This is a genomic window from Pseudomonas sp. R3.Fl (assembly GCF_023516765.1).
In the GTDB taxonomy this organism is placed as follows: domain Bacteria; phylum Pseudomonadota; class Gammaproteobacteria; order Pseudomonadales; family Pseudomonadaceae; genus Pseudomonas; species Pseudomonas citronellolis.
This window is the reverse complement of record NZ_JAMGSO010000001.1, coordinates 1449895-1472684: the sequence shown is the minus strand read 5'-3', so window position 1 is coordinate 1472684 and position 22790 is coordinate 1449895. Positions and strand designations below refer to the sequence as shown.

At 65.0% G+C, this 22790-nt stretch carries 23 protein-coding genes; 20 read left to right on the top strand and 3 right to left on the bottom strand.

Translation table 11 applies throughout. From position 1 onward, the window contains the following. The first annotated feature begins 70 nt into the window (after positions 1–70). The 5 genes from M8R19_RS06105 to M8R19_RS33400 all read left to right on the top strand — a co-directional run bounded on the left by M8R19_RS06105 (position 71) and on the right by M8R19_RS33400 (position 6679). Positions 71–1534 (top strand): DUF6531 domain-containing protein, encoded by a 1464-nt coding sequence (locus M8R19_RS06105; RefSeq protein WP_249917317.1) that lies wholly within the window; start codon positions 71–73, stop codon positions 1532–1534. A 14-nt stretch (positions 1535–1548) separates the two neighbouring features. Then, entirely contained in the window at positions 1549–4236 is a 2688-nt protein-coding gene (locus tag M8R19_RS06100; RefSeq protein ID WP_249917316.1) for an RHS repeat-associated core domain-containing protein, read from the top strand. Positions 4237–4244: 8 nt separating this feature from the next. Next, positions 4245–4661 (top strand): DUF4279 domain-containing protein, encoded by a 417-nt coding sequence (locus M8R19_RS33405; protein WP_366520474.1) that lies wholly within the window; start codon positions 4245–4247, stop codon positions 4659–4661. Positions 4662–4708: 47 nt separating this feature from the next. Continuing rightward, positions 4709–5152, top strand: a complete 444-nt coding sequence (locus M8R19_RS06095; protein ID WP_249917315.1) for a hypothetical protein — start codon at positions 4709–4711, stop codon at positions 5150–5152. Between the two features lie 1299 nt (positions 5153–6451). After that, positions 6452–6679 carry an Imm32 family immunity protein gene (locus M8R19_RS33400; protein WP_502942804.1) on the top strand — a complete coding sequence of 76 codons (228 nt, stop codon included), beginning with the start codon at positions 6452–6454 and terminating at the stop codon, positions 6677–6679. Positions 6680–6773: 94 nt separating this feature from the next. Here M8R19_RS33400 and M8R19_RS06090 read toward each other — a convergent pair whose 3' ends face one another. Next, on the bottom strand, positions 6774–7091 hold the full coding sequence (locus M8R19_RS06090) for an Mpo1-like protein (protein ID WP_009621613.1): 318 nt from the start codon (positions 7089–7091) through the stop codon (positions 6774–6776). Positions 7092–7220: 129 nt separating this feature from the next. On the opposite strand from M8R19_RS06090, the gene M8R19_RS06085 reads away from it, so the two are divergent. After that, positions 7221–8219, top strand: a complete 999-nt coding sequence (locus M8R19_RS06085) for an AraC family transcriptional regulator (protein WP_009621616.1) — start codon at positions 7221–7223, stop codon at positions 8217–8219. Positions 8220–8579: 360 nt separating this feature from the next. Here M8R19_RS06085 and M8R19_RS06080 read toward each other — a convergent pair whose 3' ends face one another. Further along, positions 8580–9293, bottom strand: a complete 714-nt coding sequence (locus M8R19_RS06080; protein ID WP_249917314.1) for a TorF family putative porin — start codon at positions 9291–9293, stop codon at positions 8580–8582. Between the two features lie 214 nt (positions 9294–9507). Between M8R19_RS06080 and M8R19_RS06075 the strand changes: the two genes are divergently transcribed. The 13 genes from M8R19_RS06075 (at position 9508) to M8R19_RS06015 (ending at position 20139) form a co-directional block, all read left to right on the top strand. Beyond that, positions 9508–9813, top strand: a complete 306-nt coding sequence (locus M8R19_RS06075) for an STAS domain-containing protein (protein ID WP_074977073.1) — start codon at positions 9508–9510, stop codon at positions 9811–9813. 12 nt (positions 9814–9825) lie between these two features. After that, the gene (locus M8R19_RS06070; protein WP_116423596.1) at positions 9826–11526 is read left to right on the top strand and encodes an ATP-binding SpoIIE family protein phosphatase; all 1701 of its coding nucleotides are present in this window, start codon (positions 9826–9828) and stop codon (positions 11524–11526) included. A 53-nt stretch (positions 11527–11579) separates the two neighbouring features. Further along, positions 11580–11930 carry an Hpt domain-containing protein gene (locus tag M8R19_RS06065; protein ID WP_009621625.1) on the top strand — a complete coding sequence of 117 codons (351 nt, stop codon included), beginning with the start codon at positions 11580–11582 and terminating at the stop codon, positions 11928–11930. Positions 11931–12003: 73 nt separating this feature from the next. Further along, complete coding sequence (locus tag M8R19_RS06060; protein WP_249917313.1) at positions 12004–13281, top strand: flagellar hook-length control protein FliK; 1278 nt, start codon at positions 12004–12006, stop codon at positions 13279–13281. Positions 13282–13743: 462 nt separating this feature from the next. Continuing rightward, the gene (gene fliL / locus M8R19_RS06055) at positions 13744–14256 is read left to right on the top strand and encodes a flagellar basal body-associated protein FliL (RefSeq protein WP_249917312.1); all 513 of its coding nucleotides are present in this window, start codon (positions 13744–13746) and stop codon (positions 14254–14256) included. A gap of 10 nt (positions 14257–14266) precedes the next feature. Further along, on the top strand, positions 14267–15238 hold the full coding sequence (fliM, locus tag M8R19_RS06050) for a flagellar motor switch protein FliM (protein ID WP_009621629.1): 972 nt from the start codon (positions 14267–14269) through the stop codon (positions 15236–15238). A 25-nt stretch (positions 15239–15263) separates the two neighbouring features. Further along, positions 15264–15731, top strand: coding sequence for a flagellar motor switch protein FliN (gene fliN, locus M8R19_RS06045; protein ID WP_009621630.1), 468 nt, complete (start codon positions 15264–15266; stop codon positions 15729–15731). A gap of 2 nt (positions 15732–15733) precedes the next feature. Next, on the top strand, positions 15734–16216 hold the full coding sequence (gene fliO, locus M8R19_RS06040; RefSeq protein WP_249920142.1) for a flagellar biosynthetic protein FliO: 483 nt from the start codon (positions 15734–15736) through the stop codon (positions 16214–16216). Continuing rightward, entirely contained in the window at positions 16213–16992 is a 780-nt protein-coding gene (gene fliP, locus M8R19_RS06035) for a flagellar type III secretion system pore protein FliP (protein ID WP_061562328.1), read from the top strand. Before fliO ends, fliP begins: the two co-directional genes overlap by 4 nt. Positions 16993–17011: 19 nt before the next feature. Next, on the top strand, positions 17012–17281 hold the full coding sequence (gene fliQ, locus M8R19_RS06030) for a flagellar biosynthesis protein FliQ (protein WP_009621633.1): 270 nt from the start codon (positions 17012–17014) through the stop codon (positions 17279–17281). Then, complete coding sequence (fliR, locus tag M8R19_RS06025; RefSeq protein WP_009621634.1) at positions 17281–18057, top strand: flagellar biosynthetic protein FliR; 777 nt, start codon at positions 17281–17283, stop codon at positions 18055–18057. The genes fliQ and fliR overlap by 1 nt, the downstream gene beginning before the upstream one ends. After that, the gene (gene flhB / locus M8R19_RS06020; protein WP_249917311.1) at positions 18057–19193 is read left to right on the top strand and encodes a flagellar biosynthesis protein FlhB; all 1137 of its coding nucleotides are present in this window, start codon (positions 18057–18059) and stop codon (positions 19191–19193) included. The genes fliR and flhB overlap by 1 nt, the downstream gene beginning before the upstream one ends. A gap of 124 nt (positions 19194–19317) precedes the next feature. Next, positions 19318–20139, top strand: coding sequence for a hypothetical protein (locus M8R19_RS06015; RefSeq protein ID WP_249917310.1), 822 nt, complete (start codon positions 19318–19320; stop codon positions 20137–20139). A 3-nt stretch (positions 20140–20142) separates the two neighbouring features. Here the strand turns inward: M8R19_RS06015 and M8R19_RS06010 are convergent, their stop codons facing one another. Beyond that, positions 20143–21402 carry an OprD family porin gene (locus tag M8R19_RS06010; RefSeq protein WP_249917309.1) on the bottom strand — a complete coding sequence of 420 codons (1260 nt, stop codon included), beginning with the start codon at positions 21400–21402 and terminating at the stop codon, positions 20143–20145. Between the two features lie 350 nt (positions 21403–21752). On the opposite strand from M8R19_RS06010, the gene M8R19_RS06005 reads away from it, so the two are divergent. After that, positions 21753–22784, top strand: coding sequence for a TRAP transporter substrate-binding protein (locus M8R19_RS06005; protein WP_249917308.1), 1032 nt, complete (start codon positions 21753–21755; stop codon positions 22782–22784). Positions 22785–22790: the final 6 nt, after the last annotated feature.

The following is a 22790-nucleotide window of genomic DNA, read 5'->3' as shown; positions in this document are numbered from 1 at the left end:
ACTGTTCATGGAGGACCCAAGCATGCGCCCCCGTCTAGTTCTGCATTGCCTGCTCCCAGGGTTGGGAGCCTTGTTAGCCAGCCAGGCCAGCCTGGCTGAATACCAGTGGCACGACGCGACGAGGACCGCCTGGCCCTCGGCCGAAGCGGCCTGCGAACAGGGCGAGGGCATCCGCCTGCTGCTCCAGAAGCGTGAGCAGAATCCCCGCCAGCAATGGCGCATCAACAACTATTCGCTCACCGACATCGGGGGTGAAGCCTTCTGCCGCTTCACGGTCGAACGCAAATTGTTCGGTCGCTGGCTTCCCGACACCTACCACTTCTCCTCCGTCTACCTTTCCGGCGGGCCGGACCTTTGCCCCAGCGGCGTGCTGGATGAAGGGGGCCAGTGCTGCGCGCAATGCCAGAGCAACGAATGCAATGACAGCAATCCCATCCTTGGCGCCACCGGGCAGAAGGTGCAGATCGAGGTCGACCTGAGCGTGCCCGGTTCGCGGCTGGGGTTCAGCCGCAATTACTGGAGCAGCCGCAACCAGGCCGGCGACCTTGGCGTCGGCTGGAACCATGGCTGGAACCAGCGCATCGCCAAGCTCACCGCCGACCGGCTCAAGGCCTATCGCGACGACGGCCGGGCAGTCGCTTTCACCCGCGTGGCGGGCAAGTGGACGGCTTCCGCCGACGAGCGACTCACGCTGGTCGAACTGCCCGAGCAGGGCGGCTGGAGCCTCACTGGCGCCGACGCCAGCGTCGAAACCTACGATGCGCTCGGACAGTTGAAGCGCTTCGACCCGGTGCTCGGCAGCAGCCTGCATTTCGCCCGGGATGCGGCTGGCCGGCTGGTCCGGATCAGCGATGCGGGCGGCCGCCAGATCACCCTCGGCTATGCCGGTGAACGGCTGGCGAACCTGCAGTTCGGCAACTGGAACATCAGCTACCGCTACGACGAGCGTGGCCGCCTCGCCAGCGTCCTGCGCGGCGACGAAGAACAGCACTACCACTACGAAGTCGCCGAACGCCCGCACCTGCTCACGGGGATCACCGACGCCCGCGGCCTGCGCTTCGCCACCTGGACCTATGACGGCCAGGGGCGCGCCACCTCCAGCAGCCATGCCGGCGAGAACGGCACCGTGCAATTCGCCTATCTCGATGCCAACCGCGTGCGGATCACCAACCCGCTGGGCAAGTCGACGCTCTACCACTACCAGACCTTCGACCAGCGCCGCCTGGTCACCCGCCGGGACGGCGAAGCCAGCGCCCACTGCCCGGCCGCCAGCCAGCAGGTCACCTACCTGGCCAATGGGCTGCCGGCCAGCCGAACCGACTGGAACGGCAACCTGACCACCCACCAGTACGACGAGCGCGGCCTGGAAGTCTCGCGCACCGAAGCGGCCGGCACGCCGCAGGCACGCACCATCACCACAACCTGGCATCCGACCTTCGCGCTGCCGCTGAGCGTCACCGAGCCGGGGCAGGTCACCCGCTACCAGTACGACAACCGTGGTCGCGTCATCGCGCAAACCACCGAAGCGCTTTGAGCAAGGAGGCTGACATGAAAACGAAATTATTCGGCGCCCTGTCCCTGGCGATATTGCTTGGGCACCCCGCCCAGGCCGCCGAGCGCAGCTGGTCCTACACCTACAACGACCTGGGCCTGATCGAAAGCGCCGACGGCCCGCGCACCGACGTGCAGGACGTCACCCGCTACAGCTACGACGCCAAGGGCAACCTCACCGCGGTGACCAACGCCCTGGGCCACGTCACCCGCCTGGCCGACCACGACGAGCGCGGCAACCCCGGCACCCTTACCGACGCCAACGGCGTGGTCAGCACCCTGACCTACAGCGGCATCGACGCCCGCCTGGCGTTCATCAGCAGCGCCGGCAGCACCACCCGCTTCGAATACGACGCGGTCGGGCAGATCACCCGCCTGACCCGCGGCGACGGCAGTTGGCTGGCCTACACCTACGACGACGCGCGGCGCCTGGTGGCCATCGCCAACAACCTCGGCGAGCGCCTGGAATACGACGTCGACGCCCAGGGCAACCGCACGGCGCAGCGGCTGAAGGACGCCGGCGGCAGCCTGGTACGCCAGCAGCAGTGGGTGTACGACGAACTCGGCCGGCTGCTGCGCGCGGTCGGCGCCGCTGGCCAGACCCACAGCTACCAGTACGATCTCAACGACAACCCAACCGGCCGGACCAACCCGCGCCAGTACGCCAGCACCCAGGCGTTCGACGCCCTCGATCGCCTGGTCAGCCATACCGACGCGCTCGATGGCGTCACCCACCTGACCTACGACGCCCAGGACAACCTCACCCAGGTCAGCGATCCCCGCGGCGTCACGACGCGCTATGTGTATGACGGCCTGGGCAACCTCATCCAGCGCATCAGCCCCGACAGCGGCGCCACCCACTTCGAGTACGACGCCGCCGGTAACGTCATCCGCCAAACCGACGCGCGTGGCGTGGTGGTGGAGTTCAGCTACGACGCCCTGAACCGCCTGAGCGAACGCCGCTACCCGGCCACCCCGGCCTTCGACGTGCGCTACCAGTACGACGGCAGTGCCGACGGCAACCACGGCATCGGCCGCCTGACGGCCATCGAGGATGGCAGCGGCCGTCTCGCCTATCGCTATGACGCGCGCGGCAATCTGGTGCAGCAGACGCGCAGCCTGAGCATCAACGGCCAGGTATTGGAAGAGTCCCTGAGCTTCCAGTACGACGCCGCCGACCGCCTGGTTGGCATCGGCTATCCGTCTGGCTATACCCTCGGCTACCCGCGCAATGCCGGCGGCCAGGTGAGCAGCGTCACCCTGGGCGTAGGCAGCCAGGCCCCCCTCGTCCTGGCCAGCGATATCGCCTATCTGCCCTTCGGCCCCCTGCAACGCCTGAGCTGGGCCAACGGCATCAGCCTGGCCCGCGAGTACGACCAGGACTACCAACTGGTCCGCCAGCGCATCGGCCCCTGGCAGAGCGACTACCGGCACGACGCCAACGGCAACATCACCCAACTGGCCCACAGCCTCTGGGGCACGCTGGACTACCAGTACGACCCCCTGGACCGCCTGACCACGGAACGCAGCAGCCAGGCCGAGCGCCGCTACGGCTACGACGCCGTGGGCAACCGCACCGAGAAGAGCGCCACGCGCCTGGCTGACGGCGAATCCCTGCAGGACAGCTACCGCTACGCCAGCGACAGCAACCGCCTCACCGCCCTCAATGGCCACACGGTGACCAGCGATGCCGCCGGCAACCTGCTCCAGGACCGCGCCAGCCGCCTGCTCGGCTACGACGCCCAGGGCCGCCTGGCAAATGTGCGGATCGACGGCCAGGAAGTCGCCCAGTACCGCTACAACGCCCACGGCCAGCGCATCGCCAAGCTGACCGCGCAAGGCTTCACCACCTACCTCTACGGCCCCGACGGCCAACTGCTCGGCGAAGCCGCCTACGACCGGAATGGCCAGTCCCGCCGCGAACAGTACTACCTGTGGCTCGACCGCCTGCCCCTGGCCACCCTGAGCACGGCCTATGACGACCAGGGCCATCCGGGCAACCCCCGCGTGCTCTACCTGCACAGCGACCACCTCGACACCCCGCGGCTGGCCAGCGACGACGACCAGCGCCTGGCCTGGCAATGGCAGTCCGACGCCTTCGGCAACGGCCAGCCCAGCAGCCCGGACAACACCGTGGTGAACCTGCGCTTCCCGGGGCAGTACTACGACGCCGAGAGCGGCCTGCACTACAACTACTTCCGCGATTACGACCCGCAGACCGGGCGGTATGTGGAGAGTGATCCGATTGGGCTTGAGGGTGGGTTGAATACCTATGGTTATGTACTGGGGAACCCACTTAAATACGTCGATCCGAGAGGGCAAAGCGTACTTATAGCGCCTGGCGCAAAGGCGGGGGCAACTGCTGGAACAGCGATATGCCCCGGCATAGGAACTGTTGTAGGAGGTGTCGTTGGTGCCGGCATAGGTGCCGGACTGGGTTGGTATATTGGCGATAGCTTATTTAACGAGTCTGCCGATGAGGATAGTAATGCATCAGACAAGAAGCTGTCCCCTGGTGAGATTGAAAAATTAAAAGATGCTGGTATTGATCCTCATGATTTAAAGCCAAAGAAGAATGGCTCGAAGTATGATCTTTTTAAAGATAAGGATGGAAATATAATAATAAAGCCAAAGGCTGGTAATGGTCCCGGTGATTCGGCGGGTATAAATATAAATGATATTTAGGTGGAAGTATGAAGTGTTATGTTAGGTTGGTTGTTTCGAGCTCTTTTCAAAGTGTGGCTCAGATTAGTGAGCGGTTGGATATTAAATGGGATAGGTCTTGGACGGTAGGCGATGTAAGAGGTAAGGCCTCGATAATTGAAGTGGATAATGGTCTGATTCTGGATTCTACAGAAGATAAGGAAAAAGAGGTTGGCGTTCATGTCAGGAGCTTTATAGCGCGACTCAAAGGGAAGGAGTGTAAGTTTGAGGAGTTCTCTAATCTGTCAGGTTGTACCGTGCAGATCGCATGTTCAATTTATTATGACGAGGAACCGCCATTATTGCTGGACAAAGACCTGATTTCTTGGGTGGGAAGTATAGGAGGCTCCATAGATATTGACATATATCATGTCGAGCGCGCGGTGGAGTTGGGAACTGAATCTTAGGTTAAAATCTAATCAATGGGGTCCATCCATTGATATAGGAAGTTATTGTGCTGTCCAGTGACTTTCATGATGGAAATTTAATATCTATTTCCTCGCAGAATGGTGTCTTTGAGCTTCGTGTGCTCTCCAGAGGGAAACTCATAAAGATAACCGTCAAGGACCTTGAGAGGCTGCGTGTCTCAGACTTTAAAGAAGGCAACGTTATAAATTTTTTGCGTGTGTTCTCCGGTGAGGAAGAAATGTGCAATGAAGGGCGATATATGTCGCTGATAAAGTATGTTTACGATATAGGTGATGAAACTGTGGAGAGCAATGGAAAAATTCCTTTGTTCGTGAGTAAAAAGATTGAGGAGCTCAAGAGAGGAACCCTGCTGGCTCTGGAGGTTGAGCCATCTTATGGTGGGTATGTAGTAGCTATTGGGAGGGCTGTTCTGGAGGAGTGCAGGGGGGCTGAGAGTCATTTGGAGTCCTTCGCTGACCATGACTCATAGCGACCCTGGCTTAGGGGGGTGACCTATCAAAGGGCTACGGCTTGGTGTATCTGAGCCGTAGCCTTCTACATATTTTTGATTGCAACCTGCATTCTATGACGGTACGGACGAGGGCACGATATCTAGGATCCCCAGATCAGTAGTCCTGTGCATGCGTGGGTTTGAGCTCAGTCCGAAACAGGTAGCGCTTATGTTTGGAGTGCGGTATCGGAGACAGGTGTCGGTGGTGAGTTCGCTAGACCTGCCGTAAAAACCGACTGAAACGATCGTTTGTCAGGTTCTCATTGGCGTTTCCGAACTCTTGTCGGATGGACGAAATGATTCCAGCGCTTTGGACTCATCTTGGAGGTATGGGCCGTATTCGTGAAATCAAAGAAAAGATAAAGCCTGAATATCTTGAGGTTGATTTGGTTTACCAGTCAAAGGTTCCGAGGAGCAGGAAGGAGGTTTTTTTTCGCCTTCTACGTTGGCAGAGCTCTGTCTTTTGGGTGGGATGCTCTCGTTTCAATTCGTTTAGGGTTTGGAGTAAATGTGCCAAACCCGGTTGCCTATGAAAGCTTACAGCAGGTGCTTGAAGGTGGCTGAGCGGTTCTTTTAGAAGGCGAAGTGGATAGCCCAGGTAAAGAGTTTTTTCCGGGGTGTGAAGGTGAAGCTGAAAATCATGGACTATTTGAGGATTACTTGCCATAAGTAAGAAGCATCTAAAAGCATCCCTTAGAATATGGCATCCTACCATTCCAGCTCAGGGTATATATCCTGGTATAAAGTTGGGGCTAGTGAGGCGGTGGAGTTGTGGAGAGTCGCGTACTACTCCGAAAGGCACCCCGTTTAGCGGAGTGTATAAGGAGACTTACTGTTGTTTTGATTTGATCAATAATGCCTCTCAAGACCTTTCTATTGTATTAAAGTCTGCAAATGAAGAGCTCCAGCGATCTGGTGAATTAATCAGAGAGGTTGTGGCTACAGGAGGACGTATTGAGTATTGCGTAAGTCTCTCAGGAGGGATGGGGTTTGAGTTTGATGGCTCGTTGATTTCGGAGTTTTCTGAATTAAAAATAAGTCTGGCTGTAGAGGCTATATAAGTATGTATGTGACAGGGTTGCTGCGACTCGAGAACGGATCGTGGCGCCTTGTCTATAGTGTTGCTCCGCATGGCTCTAAACTCTATGTTCAATGGAGTTATGCTGTTGTATTGTCTTTCAAGAAAGTTTAAATTTTTTGGGTTGAGTATAAGTTTGGTCGGCAGGGTTGTGGATAATTCCTTGCGAGCGGTTCGGTGGGTGCGTATAGGAAATTCGTGTGAAATTATATGGGTACGAAGGCTCTGATGTGCTGAAAGAGCTTCAAGAGGTTTCTATCGTTGCCACATCGTCAGAACTTCGAAGCTTGGCTGATATGCTCGTTTTAGCGGCTAAGAGGATAGAAGGTCTGGCAGAGTGTATGTCTGATCACATTCACTTCAGTGATTTTGTGAGTGGCTTGGACTCCGACTCTGCTGATATTGTCGTCATGACAGTGGTTTCATAGGAATTCTGAAGTCGCTTGTGAGAGAAACCCCGAAGCGCTATTGCTTTGCAATAGCGCTAATTCTTTAAGAGCAATCTGTTACAGCAGAGCAACCTCAGAACCGAATCCGCCCCGTAAAGGCATCCCTGAGCATCACCCAGTCGCCCATGAACGACCACAGCGGGTACTTGAAGGTGGCCGGGCGGTTCTTTTCGAAGACGAAGTGGCCGACCCAGGCGAAGCCGTAGCCGGCGAAGGGCAGGGCGATGAGCCACAGCAGGTTGCCGCTGGCGATGGCGTAGGCGAGGATCGCCAGCACCAGCAGGCTGCCCACGTAGTGCAGGCGGCGGCAGGTGGGGTTGCTGTGTTCCTGCAGGTAGAAGGGGTAGAACTCGGCGAAGCTGTGGAAACGCTCGGCGGTGTGGGTGGTCATGGCGCACCTCCTGTTGTTGTGATGGCCGCAGTCTACGAAGGCGGCCGATGACTTGCAGATGACCCCTGCAGCCAGTTTAGTATCCAACCCCGCCATTCCTTGCGCGCGCTGACAACAAGAAGAACCGAGATGCCTGAGCGTACCACCCTGTCCAGTTGGGTTCGTGGGATCCTCCTCGCCATCGAGCTGGAGGGGCTGGACAGCCGCGAGCTGTTCGCCGAGCTGGGCCTGGACCTTGCCGTCCTCGCCGACCCGGACGCGCGTTTCCCCCAGGACGACATGACGCGCCTGTGGCAGTTGGCCGTGCAGCGCAGCGGCAATCCGGCCATCGCCCTCAACTTCGCCCGCGTGCACACCCCGGCGTTTCCGGTGCTGGGGTATTCGATGATGTCCAGCCGCACCCTGGCCGAGGCCTTCGAGCGCCTGGAGCGTTACCAGCGGATCATCGCCGAGGGGGCGGACGCGAGTTTCCGCCGCCTGCCCGAGGGCTGCCTGTTCAGCGTGCAGGTGCATGGCGACCGCCTGCTGCCGCCACGGCAGAGCGCGGAAAGTTCGCTGGCCAGCATGATCGCCCTGGTGCGCTGGATCACCGGGCGCGACATCCGCCCGCTGGAGGTCCGCCTGGCGGGCGAACCGCCGGTCGACCTGGCGCCCTACCAGGCGCTGTTCCAGGCGCCGCTCAGCCATGGCCACGGGCAGTGCGCCATGCTGTTTTCCCACGAGGACATGAATGCGCCGCTGCCGACGGCCAACGCCGAACTGGCGCGCCTGCATGACCGTTTCGCCGGCGAGTACCTGGCGCGCTTCGGCAGCAGCCGCTTCAGCCACCAGACGCGCCAGGTGCTGTGCCGCCTGCTGCCCCAGGGCGAGCCGCGGCGCGAGGTGGTGGCGGAAATCCTCCACTTGTCCGAGCGCACTCTGCAGCGGCGCTTGCAGGAGGAGGGCAGCAGCTACCAGCAACTGCTCGACGACACCCGCCGCGAGCTGGCCCAGCAGTACCTGGCGACGCCGCACATGACGCTGCTGGAGATCGCCTACCTGCTGGGGTTCTCCGAGCCGAGCAACTTCTTCCGCGCCTTCCGTCGCTGGTTCGGGGTGACGCCGGGGGAGTATCGGGAGCGGTTGTAGGCGGTCGAGGGAAATGCCATGCCTCCCCGGTGATCGAGCGGGCCCTGCCCGCGAATCGCGCGCAGGGCGCGCTCCTACATGGCTGTGGCGTATGGGGCAACCCGCAGGAGCGGATCTCATCCGCGAATCGCGCCGATACGTCCGGCCATCGCGGACAAGGTCCTACCGCATGAGCGAGCATGGCTTTTCGTAGGATGGTGTTGAGCGAAGCGATACCCATCACCGCAACCGCATGGGTTTCGCCAAGGCTCAACCCATCCTACGAAAAGCGTCTCGGTGCAGCCGGCAAGACAGTTGCTCCTACGCCCGTGTCTCCTGGAACCGTAGGAGCGGACTCCGTCCGCGATTATCCGCGCAGGCTCAGAAGAACGACCGCGACGCCTTGAAGGTCACGGCGCTGTCGCAGTAGGCGTTGTGCCCCGAATAGGCGCTGCAGTCCGTCCCGCTCAGGCTGCTGCCGCTGTAGGAGAAGTTCAGGTCCAGGCCCAGCCAGGGGCGGCTGAGGTTCACCGACCAGTCGTTGAAGCCGCTGACGTAGCCATTGGTCACGCTCACCGGGTTTTCCAGGCTGTAGCTGGCGTATTTCAGCGTCAGGTCGAAGCCCAGCGGCGGCGTCAGGCCCAGGTCGGCGAACAGGGTGGCGCTGCTGCGCCCGGCGCTGTTGCTGTAGGCGGCGCCCAGGCGGCTGCCGAAGATCGACAGGCCGCCGTAGACGTCCTGGGTGTCCAGGTCCGGCCGCTGCGGGTGCACGTAGCGGATGCTGCCCAGCTCGTAGCCGAGGTGGCCATTGCCCAGCGGGCGCTTGAAGCCGGCGTAGGAATCGACTTCGGTGGGCTTGTCCGGTTCCAGGTTGGCGGCCCAGCCGCCGAAGTACCAGCCCGAGTCGTGGCTGGCGTCGAGCCCGCCGTGCAGGCTGTCCAGGCCGCCGGGCTGGACCAGGCCCTGGGCCATGCTGCGGGCCGGCGAGGTGGCCAGCTTGAGGTCGAAGTCGCCGAGCTGGCGCTGCATGACCTGGGCATTGGCGGCCAGGCTGGCGCACAGCGAGGCGCCCAGCAGCAGACGGTGGATGATCATGGCTCCCCCCTTGATCTTCGAAATGCTCCTTGGCAGGTGCGGTCCCCTCCGCACCTTTACAGGGTAAATCCATTCCTTGACCGGGCAATGACCGGTGGTCCATTTGTCGGCCGGAGCGAACCTTTGCGTACCGGCGCTCGCCGAGGTTGCCGGGCCGCGGACTAGCTGCTAAATCTTCCCCAGCATGCGCAGTCCATTCAGCAGGGAGGCCTCCATGGCCATCACATCCGTACCTTCGGCCGACGGCCAGGAACTGACCATCGTCGTCCAGGGCCGCTTCGACTTCGGTGCGCACCAGGAATTCCGCGACGCCTACGAGCGCGTCGAGACCACCCCGCGGCGCTACGTCGTCGACCTCAAGGGCGCCACCTACCTGGACAGCTCGGCGCTGGGCATGCTCCTGCTGCTGCGCGACCACGCCGGCGGCGAACATGCGCAGATCAGCCTGGCGCACTGCAGCCCGGACGTGCGCAAGATCCTCTCCATCTCCAACTTCGAACAACTGTTCCGCATTTCCTGAGCCGTGGCGGTCATGGCCAACTTCCTCACGGTCCTGATCGCCGACGACAACGCTGCCGACCGCCTGCTGCTGTCCACCATCGTCAGCCGCCAGGGCCACCGCGTGCTGACCGCCGCCAACGGCCTGGAGGCCCTGGCGCTGTTCGAGCAGGAGCGCCCGCAGCTGGTGCTGATGGACGCCCTGATGCCGGTGATGGACGGCTTCGAGGCGGCCCGGCGGATTCGCCGCCAGGCCGGCGAGGAGCTGGTGCCGATCATCTTCCTCACCTCGCTGACCGAGACCGAGGCCCTGGTGCAGAGCCTGGAGGCCGGCGGCGACGACTTCCTCTCCAAGCCCTACAACCGGGTGATCCTCGAAGCCAAGATCCGCGCCATGGGCCGCCTGCACCACCTGCAGCGCGAGGTGCTGGCGCAACGCGACCTGATCGCCCGGCACAACGAGCACCTGCTCAACGAGCAGCGGGTGGCCAAGGCGGTGTTCGACAAGGTGGCGCATTCCGGCTGCCTGAACGCGCCGAACATCCGCTACCTGCAGTCGCCCTTCGCGCTGTTCAACGGCGACCTGCTGCTGGCCGCCTACAAGCCCTCCGGCGGCATGCACGTGCTGCTCGGCGACTTCACCGGCCACGGCCTGCCGGCGGCCATCGGCGCCATGCCGTTGGCCGAGGTGTTCTACGGCATGACCGCCAAGGGCTACCCGATCGCCGACATCCTCCGCGAGATGAACGCCAAGCTGAAGCGCATCCTGCCGGTGGGGGTGTTCTGCTGCGCCAGCATGCTCAACCTGAGCTTCCAGCGCGGCCTGCTGGAGGTGTGGAACGGCGGCCTGCCCGACGGCTACCTGTTCCGCCAGGGCCGCGAACTGCAGCCCCTGGTGTCGCGCCACCTGCCGCTGGGCATCCTGGAGCCGGCGGCCTTCGACGAGGCTTGCGAAGTCTTCCCCATGGAGGACGGCGACCGCGTGTTGCTGTTCTCCGACGGCGTGCTGGAGGCGCGCAACCCGCAGGGCGAGATGTTCGGCGAGCAGCGCCTGCGCCAGGTGTTCGAGGAGCAGCGCGACGCTTCGCGGCTGTTCGACGGGGTGAAGGCGGCGCTGGTGCGCTTCCGCGGCGAGGCCCAGGACGACCTGAGCATGCTGGAGGTGGCCCTGGTGCCCGATGCCAGCCTGCAGCGGCCGCCGCTGGCCTTCTCCGAGAGCGGGCTGGGCGGCACCCAGGACTGGTCCTGCAGCTTCGAATTCCGCTCCCCTACGCTGCGTCACTTCAACCCCCTGCCGTTCCTGTTGCAGCTGCTGATGGAGGTGCATGACCTGCGCCCCCGCGGCGGGGCGCTGTACACGGTGCTCGCCGAGCTCTATTCCAATGCCCTGGAACACGGCGTGATGGGCCTGGAGTCGCGCCTGAAGTGCGACGCCCAGGGCTTCGCCCGCTACTACGAGGAACGCCGCAGGCGCCTGGAAAGCCTCGACCACGGCTTCGTGCGCTTCCACATCGACCTCGCCCCCCATGGCGACGGCGGCCGCCTGCTGGTGCGGGTGGAGGACAGCGGCAACGGCTTCGACGTCAATGCCGTGCTGCAGGCCCAGGCGCAGTGCGCGCCGGGTTCCTTCAGCGGCCGAGGCCTGACCCTGGTGCGCAGCCTGGCCGACCGCTGCCAGTGGTCGGCGGACGGCAAGTCGGTGTCCGTGGAGTTTTTCTGGTCCGCTCAGGCATAATCCGGCACTTCCCGTGCGCCGGCCCTGGCCACGGGTAGCCAGGGAGCGAGCGAATGTCCGATGTGCATCTCGACGATGCCGTACTGAAGGCTTTGCGGGAGGTGATGGCGGAAGAGTTTCCGCTGTTGCTGGACACCTTCGTCGCGGATTCCGAGGAGCGCCTGCGCAACCTCCACGAGGCCCTGGCGGAACTCGACGGCCAGGCCCTGCGCCATGCCGCGCACAGCTTCAAGGGCAGTTGCGGGAACATGGGCGCGCCGGCCCTGGCCGCGCTGTGCAAGCGCCTGGAAGACGCCGCCCGGCAAGGCGACATGGCCAAGGCCGCCGGGCTGATCGAGCAGGTCGAGCGCGAGTTCGCCATCGTCCGCATCCTCCTGCGCCAGCAGCGCCTGCAGCGTTCCTGACGAGCGATCCGGGAAACTGGCCCGGCCCTTGCTATCTCCGTGTCATCGACGCAAACGAAAACGGAGATCGCCGATGGCTGTCGCCCCGGACATCCTACTTTCGCCGAGCCCGCCAGCGAGCCCCCGGACATCCCCGTCCAGGGCCGCGCAGGATTCGGCCAACACCAGCAACGACAAGGGTTCCAGCTTCGCCGACGTCTACGCCCAGGAGAGCCGGCCGGCCGCCAAGGAGCGCCCGCAGGCCCAAACCAAGGCCAGCCGCGACAAGCCGCGCGGGCAGGACGACGCGCCGGCCAAGGACAGCGCCAAGGCGCCGGAAGCCGGCAGCGAGCAGCCAAAGGTTGCCGATGGCGGCAAGCCCTTGCCGGCCCAGGAACAGGCGTCGACCGACGACGACGGCCAGCAGCCGCCCGACCCCAGCCTCGACCCGCTGCTGGCGCTGGCCATGGGCGCGCAGCCGCCGGTGCAGGACAGCGCCGCGCAGCTCGGCCAGGCCCAGCTCAATGCCGCCAACAGCGATGGCGACCTGCAGAAGCTCAACCAGGCCCAGGGCGTGGCCCTGTTGCCGGAAGCGGGCGCCGAGGAGGTGACCCAGGCCCTGCAACTGCCCACCGGCGGCAAGGGTGAAATCAACCTCAAGCTGACCGACGACCAGGGCAAGGGCGACGCCAAGCTGGACATGACCAGCCTGCTGGCCGGCCTCAAGGACGCCCAGGGTTCGACCGAGGCCAAGACCACCGATGCCGCCGGCGAACTGGCCGGGCAGTTGGCCGACGACGTGGCACAGCCCAAGACCGAGACGCGCAACGAGAGCTTCGCCCATCGCCTGGAGGCCATGACCCAGGCGCTCAACGGCACCCAGCAGGCGCTCACCAGCCGCCCGGTCAACCCGCAGGTGCCCGGCCAGCCGGTGGCCATGCAGCAGAACGGCTGGACCGACCAGGTGGTGGACCGGGTGATGTGGATGTCCAGCCAGAACCTGAAGTCCGCCGACATCCAGATGGAGCCGGCCGACCTCGGGCGCCTGGAGGTGCGCATCCACATGACCAGCGACCAGACCCAGGTGACCTTCGCCAGCGCCAGCGCCGGCGTGCGCGAGGCCCTGGACAGCCAGCAGCACCGCCTGCGCGAGATGCTCGGCCAGCAGGGCATGAACCAGGTCAACGTCAACGTCTCCGACCAGTCCCTGGCCCGCGGTTGGCAGGGGCAGGGCCAGCAGCAGGGCAACGCCCGCGGCGGCGCGGCCACGGCGGGCGCGGAGGGCGATGACGAGCCGGTGCTCAGCGGCGTCAGCGAAATCCGCGCGCGGCCGCAGTTGGGTGGGTTGGGGATGGTGGATTATTACGCGTAGGGCGTATAACCGTTCGCGGTTATACGCCGATACACCGCGGCCACAGCCAACGCCAAGGTCAACCCCGGAGCCGCCGGGTGCCGCGGCCAAACGGCGGATAACGTCGAACGTTATCCGCCCTACGCCAGGCCCGACCATGACGTAGGGCGTATAACCGTTCGCGGTTATACGCCGCTTCACCGATGCCATAGCCAACGCCAAGGTCAACCCCGGAGCCGCCGGGTGCCGCGGCCAAACGGCGGATAACGTCGAACGTTATCCGCCCTACGCCAGTCCTGACCATGACGTAGGGCGTATAACCGTTCGCGGTTATACGCCGCTTCACGTGAATCCTGTACCGCCCCTCGCTCCGCTCATCGGCAGCCTGTAATATCCGCCGCGGCGGCCGGGCATGACCTGGCACAGCCCTTGCTCCTGTCCTTTCAGACAGGCAACGGACCGCGCAAGTGACGGATTTCTGGCATGGCTAAGAACGATCAGCAGACCACTCCACCCGCCGAGGGCGGCGCCGGCAAGGGCCGGCTCAAGCTCATCATCATCCTGGGCCTGGCCTTCCTGCTGGCGGTCGGGGCGTCGGTGGGCGGCACCTGGTTCTTCCTCAGCCGCGGCGCCAAGCCGGCCGAGGCGCCGGCCGCCGAGGCCGGCAGCGGCAAGAAACCGGCGCTCTACGAGGTGTTGGCGCCGTCCTTCGTGGTCAACTTCAACCAGGGTGGACGGCAGCGCTACCTGCAGGTCGCCGTGGCCCTGATGGGCCGCGACCAGGCCCAATTGGACGCCCTGCGCGAACAGATGCCGCTGGTGCGCAACCAACTGGTGATGCTGTTCTCCAGCCAGAATTTCGACACCTTGACCACCCCGGTGGGCAAGGAGATGCTGCGACAGCAGGCGACCGCCAGCATCCAGGAACTGGCCAAGAAGGCCACCGGTCAGTTGACCGTGGAACAGGTGCTTTTCACCAATTTCGTACTCCAGTAGGTAAGCCGCCATGGCTGTGCAAGATCTGCTCTCCCAGGACGAAATCGACGCGCTGCTGCACGGCGTCGACGACGGCCTGGTGGAAACCGAAGTCGATTCCGACCCCACGGCGGTCAAGTCCTACGACCTGACCAGCCAGGACCGCATCGTCCGCGGTCGCATGCCGACCCTGGAGATGATCAACGAGCGCTTCGCCCGCTACACCCGCATCAGCATGTTCAACCTGCTGCGGCGCTCGGCCGACGTCGCCGTGGGCGGCGTGCAGGTGATGAAGTTCGGCGAGTACGTGCATTCGCTCTACGTGCCCACCAGCCTCAACCTGGTGAAGATGAAGCCGCTGCGCGGCACCGCGCTGTTCATCCTCGACGCCAAGCTGGTGTTCAAGCTGGTGGACAACTTCTTCGGCGGCGACGGCCGCCACGCCAAGATCGAGGGCCGCGAGTTCACCCCCACCGAGCTGCGGGTGGTGCGCATGGTCATCGAGCAGGCCTTCGTCGACCTGGCCGAGGCCTGGAGCGCGGTGCTGCCGATCACCTTCGAGTACGTCAACTCGGAAGTGAACCCGGCCATGGCCAACATTGTCAGCCCCAGCGAGGTGGTGGTGGTCTCCACCTTCCACATCGAGCTGGACGGCGGCGGCGGCGACCTGCACATCACCGTGCCCTACGCCATGATCGAGCCGATCCGCGAGATGCTCGACGCCGGCTTCCAGTCCGACGTCGACGACCAGGACGAGCGCTGGCAGAACGCCCTGCGCGAGGACATCCTCGACGTCAACGTGCCGGTGGACGCCACCGTGGTGCGCCGCCAGCTGCGCCTGCGCGACATCCTGCACATGCAGCCGGGCGACGTGATCCCGGTGGAGATGCCCGAATTCATGGTGATGCGCGCCAACGGCGTGCCTTCCTTCAAGGTCAAGCTGGGTTCGCACAAGGGCAACCTGGCCTTCCAGATTCTCGATCCGCTCGAGCGCCCGCGCTGAGCGCATCCCCCCAGAGGACCCGACAATGGCAGATGAAGACAAAGTGACCCCCGAGGAGCAGGCCCTGGCGGACGAATGGGCCGCGGCCCTGTCCGAGGCGGGCGACGCCAGCCAGGACGACATCGACGCGATGATGGCCGGCAACGCCGCGCCGGCCGCCCCGGTGGCGCCGCGCGCGCCCATGGAAGAGTTCGGCATGGCGCCGCGGGCGCCGACCATCGCCGGCCTGGAAGGGCCGAACCTGGACGTCATCCTCGACATCCCGGTGACCATCTCCATGGAGGTCGGCCACACCGACATCACCATCCGCAACCTGCTGCAGCTCAACCAGGGCTCGGTGATCGAGCTGGACCGCCTGGCCGGCGAGCCGCTGGACGTGCTGGTCAACGGCACCCTGATCGCCCACGGCGAGGTGGTGGTGGTGAACGAGAAGTTCGGCATCCGCCTGACCGACGTGATCAGCCCCAGCGAACGCATCAAGAAGCTGCGCTGATGATGGCCCGCCTGCTCGCGCTGTTCTGCGCCCTGCCGCTGGCGGGGCTGCTGTCCCTGGCCCAGGCCGCCGAGGAGCCGGCCGCCGCGCCGGCGCCGGCCATCGTCCACGCCAGCGCCTCGCCGAGCCTGATCACCGGCAGCGCCGGGGCCCAGCTGCTGCAGCTGCTGTTCGGCCTGGTGCTGGTGGTGGCGCTGATCTTCCTGCTCGCCTGGCTGGTGCGCCGGGTGCAGCAGATCGGCCCGCGCGGCAACCAGGCGATCAAGCTGGTGGCCAGCCAGGCCCTGAGCCCGCGCGACCGCCTGCTGCTGGTGCAGGTGGGCGAGGAGCAGATTCTCCTCGGCCTGACCCCCGGGCGCATCACCCCGCTGCACGTGCTCAAGGAGCCGGTGCGCGGCGTCGAGGCCGGCGAGCAGCCGGCGCCGCCGGAATTCGCCCAGCGCCTGCTGGAGCTGCTGAACAAGGACAAGGGCCGCCCGCAATGAGCTTCCCCGCCTTCGCCCAGGCGCTGCGCCGCTGCCTGCCGCTGCTGGCCGTGCTGCTGGCGCTGCTCGCGCCCCAGGCCTTCGCCGCCGACCCGCTGCAGGTCTCGGCGATCACCGTGACCACCAACCCGCAGGGCCAGCAGGAATACTCGGTCAGCCTGCAGATCCTGCTGATCATGACGGCGCTGAGCTTCATCCCGGCGTTCGTCATGCTGATGACCAGCTTCACCCGGATCATCATCGTCTTCGCCATCCTGCGCCAGGCGCTGGGCCTGCAGACCACGCCGTCGAACCAGATCCTCGTCGGCCTTGCGCTGTTCCTCACCCTGTTCGTCATGGCGCCGGTGTTCGACAAGGTCAACAGCACCGCGCTGCAGCCCTACCTGAACGAGCAGATCCAGGCCCCGGAGGCGCTGAGCCGCGCCGAGGTGCCGCTGAAGTCGTTCATGCTGGCGCAGACGCGGCAGTCGGACCTGGACCTGTTCGTGCGCCTGTCCAAGCGCACCGACATCGCCAACGCCGACGCCACGCCGCTGACCATCCTGGTCCCGGCCTTCGTCACCTCGGAACTGAAGACCGCGTTCCAGATCGGCTTCATGATCTTCATCCCGTTCCTGATCATCGACCTGGTGGTGGCCAGCGTGCTCATGGCGATGGGCATGATGATGTTGTCGCCGCTGATCATCTCGCTGCCGTTCAAGATCATGCTGTTCGTCCTGGTGGACGGCTGGGCGCTGATCATCGGCACCCTGGCCGGCAGCTTCGGCACCGTTTGACTAGAGAGGAGGGCGCGCCATGACCCCGGAAGTCGCCGTCGACCTGTTCCGCCAGGCACTCTGGCTGACCGCCATGATGGTCGCCATCCTGGTGCTGCCGAGCCTGCTGGTGGGCCTGGTGGTGGCCATGTTCCAGGCCGCCACGCAGATCAACGAGCAGACCCTGAGCTTCCTGCCGCGCCTGCTGGTGACCCTCGGCACCCTGATCGTCCTCGGCCCCTGGCTGGTGCGCGAGCTGATGGAGTACACCCAGGGCCTGATCACCAGCATCCCCACGCTGATCGGCTGATGCTGGAGCTGACCAACGCGCAGATCGGCGCCTGGGTCGGCAGCTTCGTGCTGCCGCTGTTCCGCATCGCCGCGCTGCTGATGACCATGCCGATCTTCAGCAACCAGATGGTCCCGGCGCGGGTGCGCCTGTACCTGTCGCTGGCCATCGCCGTGGTGCTGGTGCCGACGCTGCCGCCGATGCCCCAGGTCGACGCCCTGAACCTGCGCGCCATGCTGCTGGTGGGCGAGCAGGTGCTGATCGGCGCCATGCTCGGCTTCACCCTGCAGTTGTTCTTCCACGTCTTCGTGGTCGCCGGGCAGCTGCTGTCGATGCAGATGGGCCTGGGCTTCGCCTCCACCGTGGACCCGGCCAACGGCATCTCGGTGCCGGTGATGGGGCAGTTCTTCAGCCTGCTGGTGACCCTGCTGTTCCTGGCCATGAACGGCCACCTGGTGGTGCTGGAGGTGATCGCCGAGAGCTTCGTCACCCTGCCGGTGGGCCAGGGCCTGTCGGGCGAGCACCTGTACACCGTGGCCGGCAAGCTCGGCTGGGTGCTCGGCGGCGGCCTGCTGATCGCCCTGCCGGCGGTCACCGCGCTGCTGGTGGTGAACCTCGCCTTCGGCGCCATGACCCGCGCCGCGCCGCAACTGAACATCTTCTCCATCGGCTTCCCGCTGACCCTGGTGATGGGCTTCATCATCGTCTGGATCGGCACCGCCGAAATCCTCTCGCAGTACCAGGACCTCGTCCGCGAGGCCCTGGCGCTGCTGCGTGAACTGGTGGGAGCGCGCTGATGGCGGAAAGCGAGAGCGGCCAGGACAAGACAGAGGAACCCACGGAGAAACGTCGCCGCGAGGCCCGCAAGAAAGGCCAGCTGCCGCGTTCCCGCGAGCTCAACACCCTCTCCGTGCTGATGGCCGGGGCCGGCGCGCTGCTGGTCTACGGCGCGCACCTGGCCGAGGTGCTGATGGGGGTGATGCGCAACAGCTTCGAGATGTCCCGCGAGACGGCGATGCGCAGCGAGAGCATGCTGCAACTGCTGGGCACCGCCGCGCGCGGGGCCGCCGAGGGGCTCTGGCCGATCCTGCTGGTGCTGCTCTGCGCCGCCCTGCTCGGGCCCATCTCCCTGGGCGGCTGGCTGTTCTCCGGCGAGGCCCTGGCACCCAAGTTCAGCCGCATGAACCCGCTGGAAGGGATCAAGCGGATGTTTTCCGCCAAGTCGGTGCTGGAGCTGTTCAAGGCGCTGATCAAGTTCGTCGTGGTGCTGACGGTGGCGGTGCTGGTGCTGCGCTCGGACAAGGAGGCGCTGCTGGCGCTGCTGCACCAGCCGCTGCAGACGGCCATCGTGGAAAGCGTCAAGGTGGTGGGCTGGAGCGCCTTCTGGATGGCCTGCAGCCTGCTGCTGATCGCCGCCGTGGACGTGCCCTACCAGCTCTGGGACAACCGCCAGAAGCTGCTGATGACCAAGCAGGAAGTGCGCGACGAGTACAAGGACTCCGAGGGCAAGCCCGAGGTCAAGGCCAAGGTTCGCCGCCTGCAGCGCGAGATGGCGCAGCGGCGCATGATGCAGGCGGTGCCCGACGCCGACGTGGTGATCACCAACCCGACGCACTTCGCCGTGGCCCTGAAGTACGACGCCGCGGCCGGCGGCGCGCCGCGCCTGCTGGCCAAGGGCAACGACTTCCTCGCCCTGAAAATCCGCGAGGTGGCCCAGGAGCACAAGGTCACGGTGCTGGAGTCGCCGGCCCTGGCCCGTGCGGTCTACTACTCCACCGAGCTGGACCAGGAGATTCCCGCCGGCCTCTACCTGGCGGTGGCCCAGGTGCTGGCCTACGTCTACCAGCTCAGGCAGTTCCGCGCCGGCAAGGGCAAGCGCCCCGGGCCGATGCCCGACGTGCCGATCCCGCCGGACCTGCGCCGCGACGAGTGAGGCACCGCGTTCGTCGCCCGCCATTGACGGCTGCCGCTGGCGGCCTTCACTTTCACTTGAGGGCCGGTGGCGCGTGCCGTGGTACGACCTGAACGGAGTCGGACCACAACACGGGATTGCTGCCATGGCCAAGGTATTGCTGACCGCCGCGCTGCGCGGCGAATACGAACAACTCTTCAACAGCTGCCAGATCCGCCCGGCGCGCGCCGCCGAGGTGGAGGCGCTGGTCGAACGCATCGAGGACAACCAGCCGCGCTACGCCGAGGTCGGCAAGGCCCTGGGCATCCCCTGGGGCTTCATCGGCGTGGTGCACTGCATGGAAAGCGGCCTGCGCTTCGACCGCCACCTGCACAACGGCGACCCGCTGACTGCGCGCACCGTGCAGGTGCCGGCGGGGCGGCCGAAGGAGGGCAAGCCGCCGTTCACCTGGGAGGAAAGCGCCGAGGACGCCCTGCGCCTGAAGCGCCTGGGCGCGGCCACCGACTGGAGCCTGGCTGGCACCCTCTACCAGCTGGAGGCCTACAACGGCTTCGGCTACCGGCTGTACCACCCCCACGTGCTCTCGCCCTACCTGTGGAGCTATTGCAACCACTACCAGAGCGGCAAGTACGTGCAGGACGGCACCTGGTCCGATAGCGCCCAGTCCAAGCAGTGCGGCGCCGCGGTGCTGCTGCGGCGCATGGCCGAGCGCGGCCTGCTGGAGTTCGTCGACCAGCCCAAGCCGAGCGCCGCCCAGCCGCTGCTGGTGAACTACTCCATGAGCCTCTCCGAGGACCCGGCCGAGGTGCGCCGGGTGGAAGAACTGCAGACCTGGCTGAACAGCTTCCCGGGCGTCTTCGTCAAGATCGACGGGGTACCCGGCAAGCGCACCTCCGAGGCCTGGCGCCTGGTCACCGGCGCCTACCTGCCGGGCGATCCGCGCGCGCGGCGGCGGGCGGCCGCCTGAGACTCACCAGATGGGGATGCTGTAGTTGGCGATCAGGCGGTTCTCGTCCATGTCCGCGCCGTGGCTGCTGCGCGCAGTCACGTTGCGCCAGCGCAGCGACAGCCCCTTGAGCGGCCCGTCCTGCAGGGTGTAGGCCAGGTCGGTGTCGCGCTCGTACTCGTGGCCGTCCTCCAGGCCCGCGCCGCGGCGGATGTCGTCGCCGCGGGTGTAGCGCGTCATGAAGCTCAGGCCGGGAACGCCGAGGGAGGCGAAGTCGTAGTCGTAGCGCAGCTGCCAGGACTTCTCCCCCGGCTGGGTGAAGGTCTGGATGGTCATCAGGTTGTGCGAGTAGGGCGGGGTGTAGCCGTTGAGGGTGGGGAAGCCGTCGTCGCCGATCATCTTCTGGTAGGCCACGCCGATGGCATGGGCGCCGGCGCGCAGGGTGAACATCATGCTCAGGTTGCGGTTGTCCACCGGGCCGGAGATGGCCTTGCCGTCGTCGTCGCTGTCGAAGTAGCGCAGGTCGCTGCGCAGCGACAGGCCCTCGGCCAGCGGCAGGGTGTGCACCAGGCCGTAGTAGTGCTGCTGGTAGATGTCCTTGAGCTGGCCGTAGAAGTAGCTGGCGGTCAGGTTCGGGGTGAAGGCGTAGCTGGCGCCGGCGAGGTTGAACTCGTCGCTGGCGAAGGCCTTGCTGCGGCCCATGATGTACATGTCGTCGTTGCCCGCCGACTCGCGGGTGCGCGACTTCCACAGCTGGCCGGCGGTGAGCGTCAGCCCGTCGATCTCGTTGGAGGTCAGCAGGGCGCCGTCGAAGGTCTGCGGCATCAGGCGCACGTCGTCGCGGAACACCACCGGCAGCTGCGGCTCCAGCAGGCCGATGTTCAACTGCGTCTTCGAATAGCGCAGCTTGGCGGTCAGCCCGGCGTGGCTGTAGTCGTCCACCGGCTCGCGGGAGTTCGGCCCGAAGGGCAGGGTGCCGTCGCCGCTGCGCCCGCGCCCGGAGTCGAGCTTGACGCCGAGCAGCCCGGTGGCGTCCAGGCCGAAGCCGATGGGGCCATCGGTGAAGCCCGACTGCAGGCGCAGGACGAAGGCCTGGGACCAGTTGCCGGCCTGGGATTGCGCGGCGTTGTCCTGGCGGTAGTCGCGCAGCTGGTAGAAGTTGCGCAGGTCCAGGCGGCCGCTGCTGTCGTCGATGAAATCGGCCTGGGCGGCCAGCGGCAGCAGGCCGGTGGCCAACAGGCCGAGGCGGAACGGAATGCGCTTCTGAATGTGTGTGGCGGACATGCTCTTCCCCTTGTTGTTCTTGTTCTTCGCTCCTCGGCGGGAGCGAGCGGGGAGAGGTTGTACCACATAATTAATTTGTTAACGATATGCCGAAGCAACCCGGAACTTTCCTCCCGCGGATCGGCTGTTTTCCGTGGAGCGCGCACCGTTGCCTGCTTGAGAAAGCCTTCAGTCCGGTGTCCATAGGCCTTTCAGGGGCGTCTCATAACATTTTGTCACATTTGCCCGGATGGCAATCCGCCGCCTGATTCGCCGGACGTATTGTTAAAATATTAACTATGTGCCTGAATCTAGCCCCCGGGCGCCGCCAGGTGTCCACCCGACGATAAGAACAACACCGAGGTAACGGCATGAAGAAATCCTCCTTCCTGGCCCTGCTGCTCGCCTGTGGCAGCCTGGCCCCGGCCGTGGCGGCCGAGCGCGTGACGCTGAAGATCGCGCACTTCCTCCCGGCCAGCTCCAACGCCCAGCAGCACGTCATCCAGCCCTGGTGCGACACCCTGGCCCGCGAGTCGGAGCAGCGCATCCAGTGCCAGATCTACCCCTCCATGCAGCTCGGCGGCACCCCGGGGCAACTGCCGGACCAGGTGCGCAACGGCGTGGTGGACATCGTCTGGACCGCCCCCGGCTACTCGCCCGGGCGCTTCCCGCGCAGCGAGGCGGTGGAGCTGCCGTTCATGCTGCCGGCCAACGGCGTGCAGGCTTCGAAGATCATCTGGCAGTTCTACCAGCAGGCCCTGCAGGAGGATTACAAGGGCTACCGCGTGCTGGCCCTGCACAGCGACGGCGGCATGCAGCTGCACACCACCGGCAAGGCCGTGCACAGCCTGGAAGACTTCAAGGGCCTGAAGCTGCGCGCCTCCTCGCGCATGAGCGCACGCCTGGCCACCGGCCTGGGCGCCGCCCCGGTGAGCATGCCGGCGGCGCAGCTCACCGAGTCGCTGTCCAAGGGCGTGATCGACGGCGCCCTGGCCAGCTGGGAACTGATCCCGGCGCTGAAGCTCGACGAAGTGACGCAGCACCATACCGACGTGCCGGAAGGCCGCCCGACCTTCTCCATCACCTTGCTGGGCATGCTGATGAACCCGCGCAGCTACGAGCGCATGCCCGACGATCTCAAGGCGATCCTCGACCGCAACAGCGGCGACGCCCTGGTGCAGCGCTTCGGCGAAGCCTGGGAGAACGAACTGGCGCGGGCCCGCGACATGGTCGCCAAGGACAGCGTGGCCAGCTTCGAGCCGGCGGCCTACCAGAACCTGCGCGAGGCCGGCGACAAGGTCACCGCCGAGTGGGTGGCCGACGCCGAGGGCAAGGGCCTGGCGGGCGGGCAACTGGCCGACCAGCTGCGCGAGCTGTCCCGGGCCGCCGGCGTCGAGCTGTAAGGGGTG

Excerpts from the sequence above, each read along its gene's own strand:
- M8R19_RS06070 (WP_116423596.1), top strand. The coding sequence starts at position 9,826 with ATGGCCAACTTCCTCACGGTCCTGATCGCCGACGACAACGCTGCCGAC.
- flhB (WP_249917311.1), top strand. The coding sequence starts at position 18,057 with ATGGCGGAAAGCGAGAGCGGCCAGGACAAGACAGAGGAACCCACGGAG.
- M8R19_RS06100 (WP_249917316.1), top strand. The coding sequence starts at position 1,549 with ATGAAAACGAAATTATTCGGCGCCCTGTCCCTGGCGATATTGCTTGGG.
- M8R19_RS06010 (WP_249917309.1), bottom strand. The coding sequence starts at position 21,402 with ATGTCCGCCACACACATTCAGAAGCGCATTCCGTTCCGCCTCGGCCTG.
- M8R19_RS06015 (WP_249917310.1), top strand. The coding sequence starts at position 19,318 with ATGGCCAAGGTATTGCTGACCGCCGCGCTGCGCGGCGAATACGAACAA.
- M8R19_RS06090 (WP_009621613.1), bottom strand. The coding sequence starts at position 7,091 with ATGACCACCCACACCGCCGAGCGTTTCCACAGCTTCGCCGAGTTCTAC.
- fliQ (WP_009621633.1), top strand. The coding sequence starts at position 17,012 with ATGACCCCGGAAGTCGCCGTCGACCTGTTCCGCCAGGCACTCTGGCTG.
- M8R19_RS06085 (WP_009621616.1), top strand. The coding sequence starts at position 7,221 with ATGCCTGAGCGTACCACCCTGTCCAGTTGGGTTCGTGGGATCCTCCTC.
- M8R19_RS06060 (WP_249917313.1), top strand. The coding sequence starts at position 12,004 with ATGGCTGTCGCCCCGGACATCCTACTTTCGCCGAGCCCGCCAGCGAGC.
- fliR (WP_009621634.1), top strand. The coding sequence starts at position 17,281 with ATGCTGGAGCTGACCAACGCGCAGATCGGCGCCTGGGTCGGCAGCTTC.
- fliN (WP_009621630.1), top strand. The coding sequence starts at position 15,264 with ATGGCAGATGAAGACAAAGTGACCCCCGAGGAGCAGGCCCTGGCGGAC.
- fliP (WP_061562328.1), top strand. The coding sequence starts at position 16,213 with ATGAGCTTCCCCGCCTTCGCCCAGGCGCTGCGCCGCTGCCTGCCGCTG.
- M8R19_RS06080 (WP_249917314.1), bottom strand. The coding sequence starts at position 9,293 with ATGATCATCCACCGTCTGCTGCTGGGCGCCTCGCTGTGCGCCAGCCTG.
- fliM (WP_009621629.1), top strand. The coding sequence starts at position 14,267 with ATGGCTGTGCAAGATCTGCTCTCCCAGGACGAAATCGACGCGCTGCTG.
- M8R19_RS33405 (WP_366520474.1), top strand. The coding sequence starts at position 4,245 with ATGAAGTGTTATGTTAGGTTGGTTGTTTCGAGCTCTTTTCAAAGTGTG.
- M8R19_RS06075 (WP_074977073.1), top strand. The coding sequence starts at position 9,508 with ATGGCCATCACATCCGTACCTTCGGCCGACGGCCAGGAACTGACCATC.
- M8R19_RS06005 (WP_249917308.1), top strand. The coding sequence starts at position 21,753 with ATGAAGAAATCCTCCTTCCTGGCCCTGCTGCTCGCCTGTGGCAGCCTG.
- fliO (WP_249920142.1), top strand. The coding sequence starts at position 15,734 with ATGGCCCGCCTGCTCGCGCTGTTCTGCGCCCTGCCGCTGGCGGGGCTG.
- M8R19_RS06065 (WP_009621625.1), top strand. The coding sequence starts at position 11,580 with ATGTCCGATGTGCATCTCGACGATGCCGTACTGAAGGCTTTGCGGGAG.
- fliL (WP_249917312.1), top strand. The coding sequence starts at position 13,744 with ATGGCTAAGAACGATCAGCAGACCACTCCACCCGCCGAGGGCGGCGCC.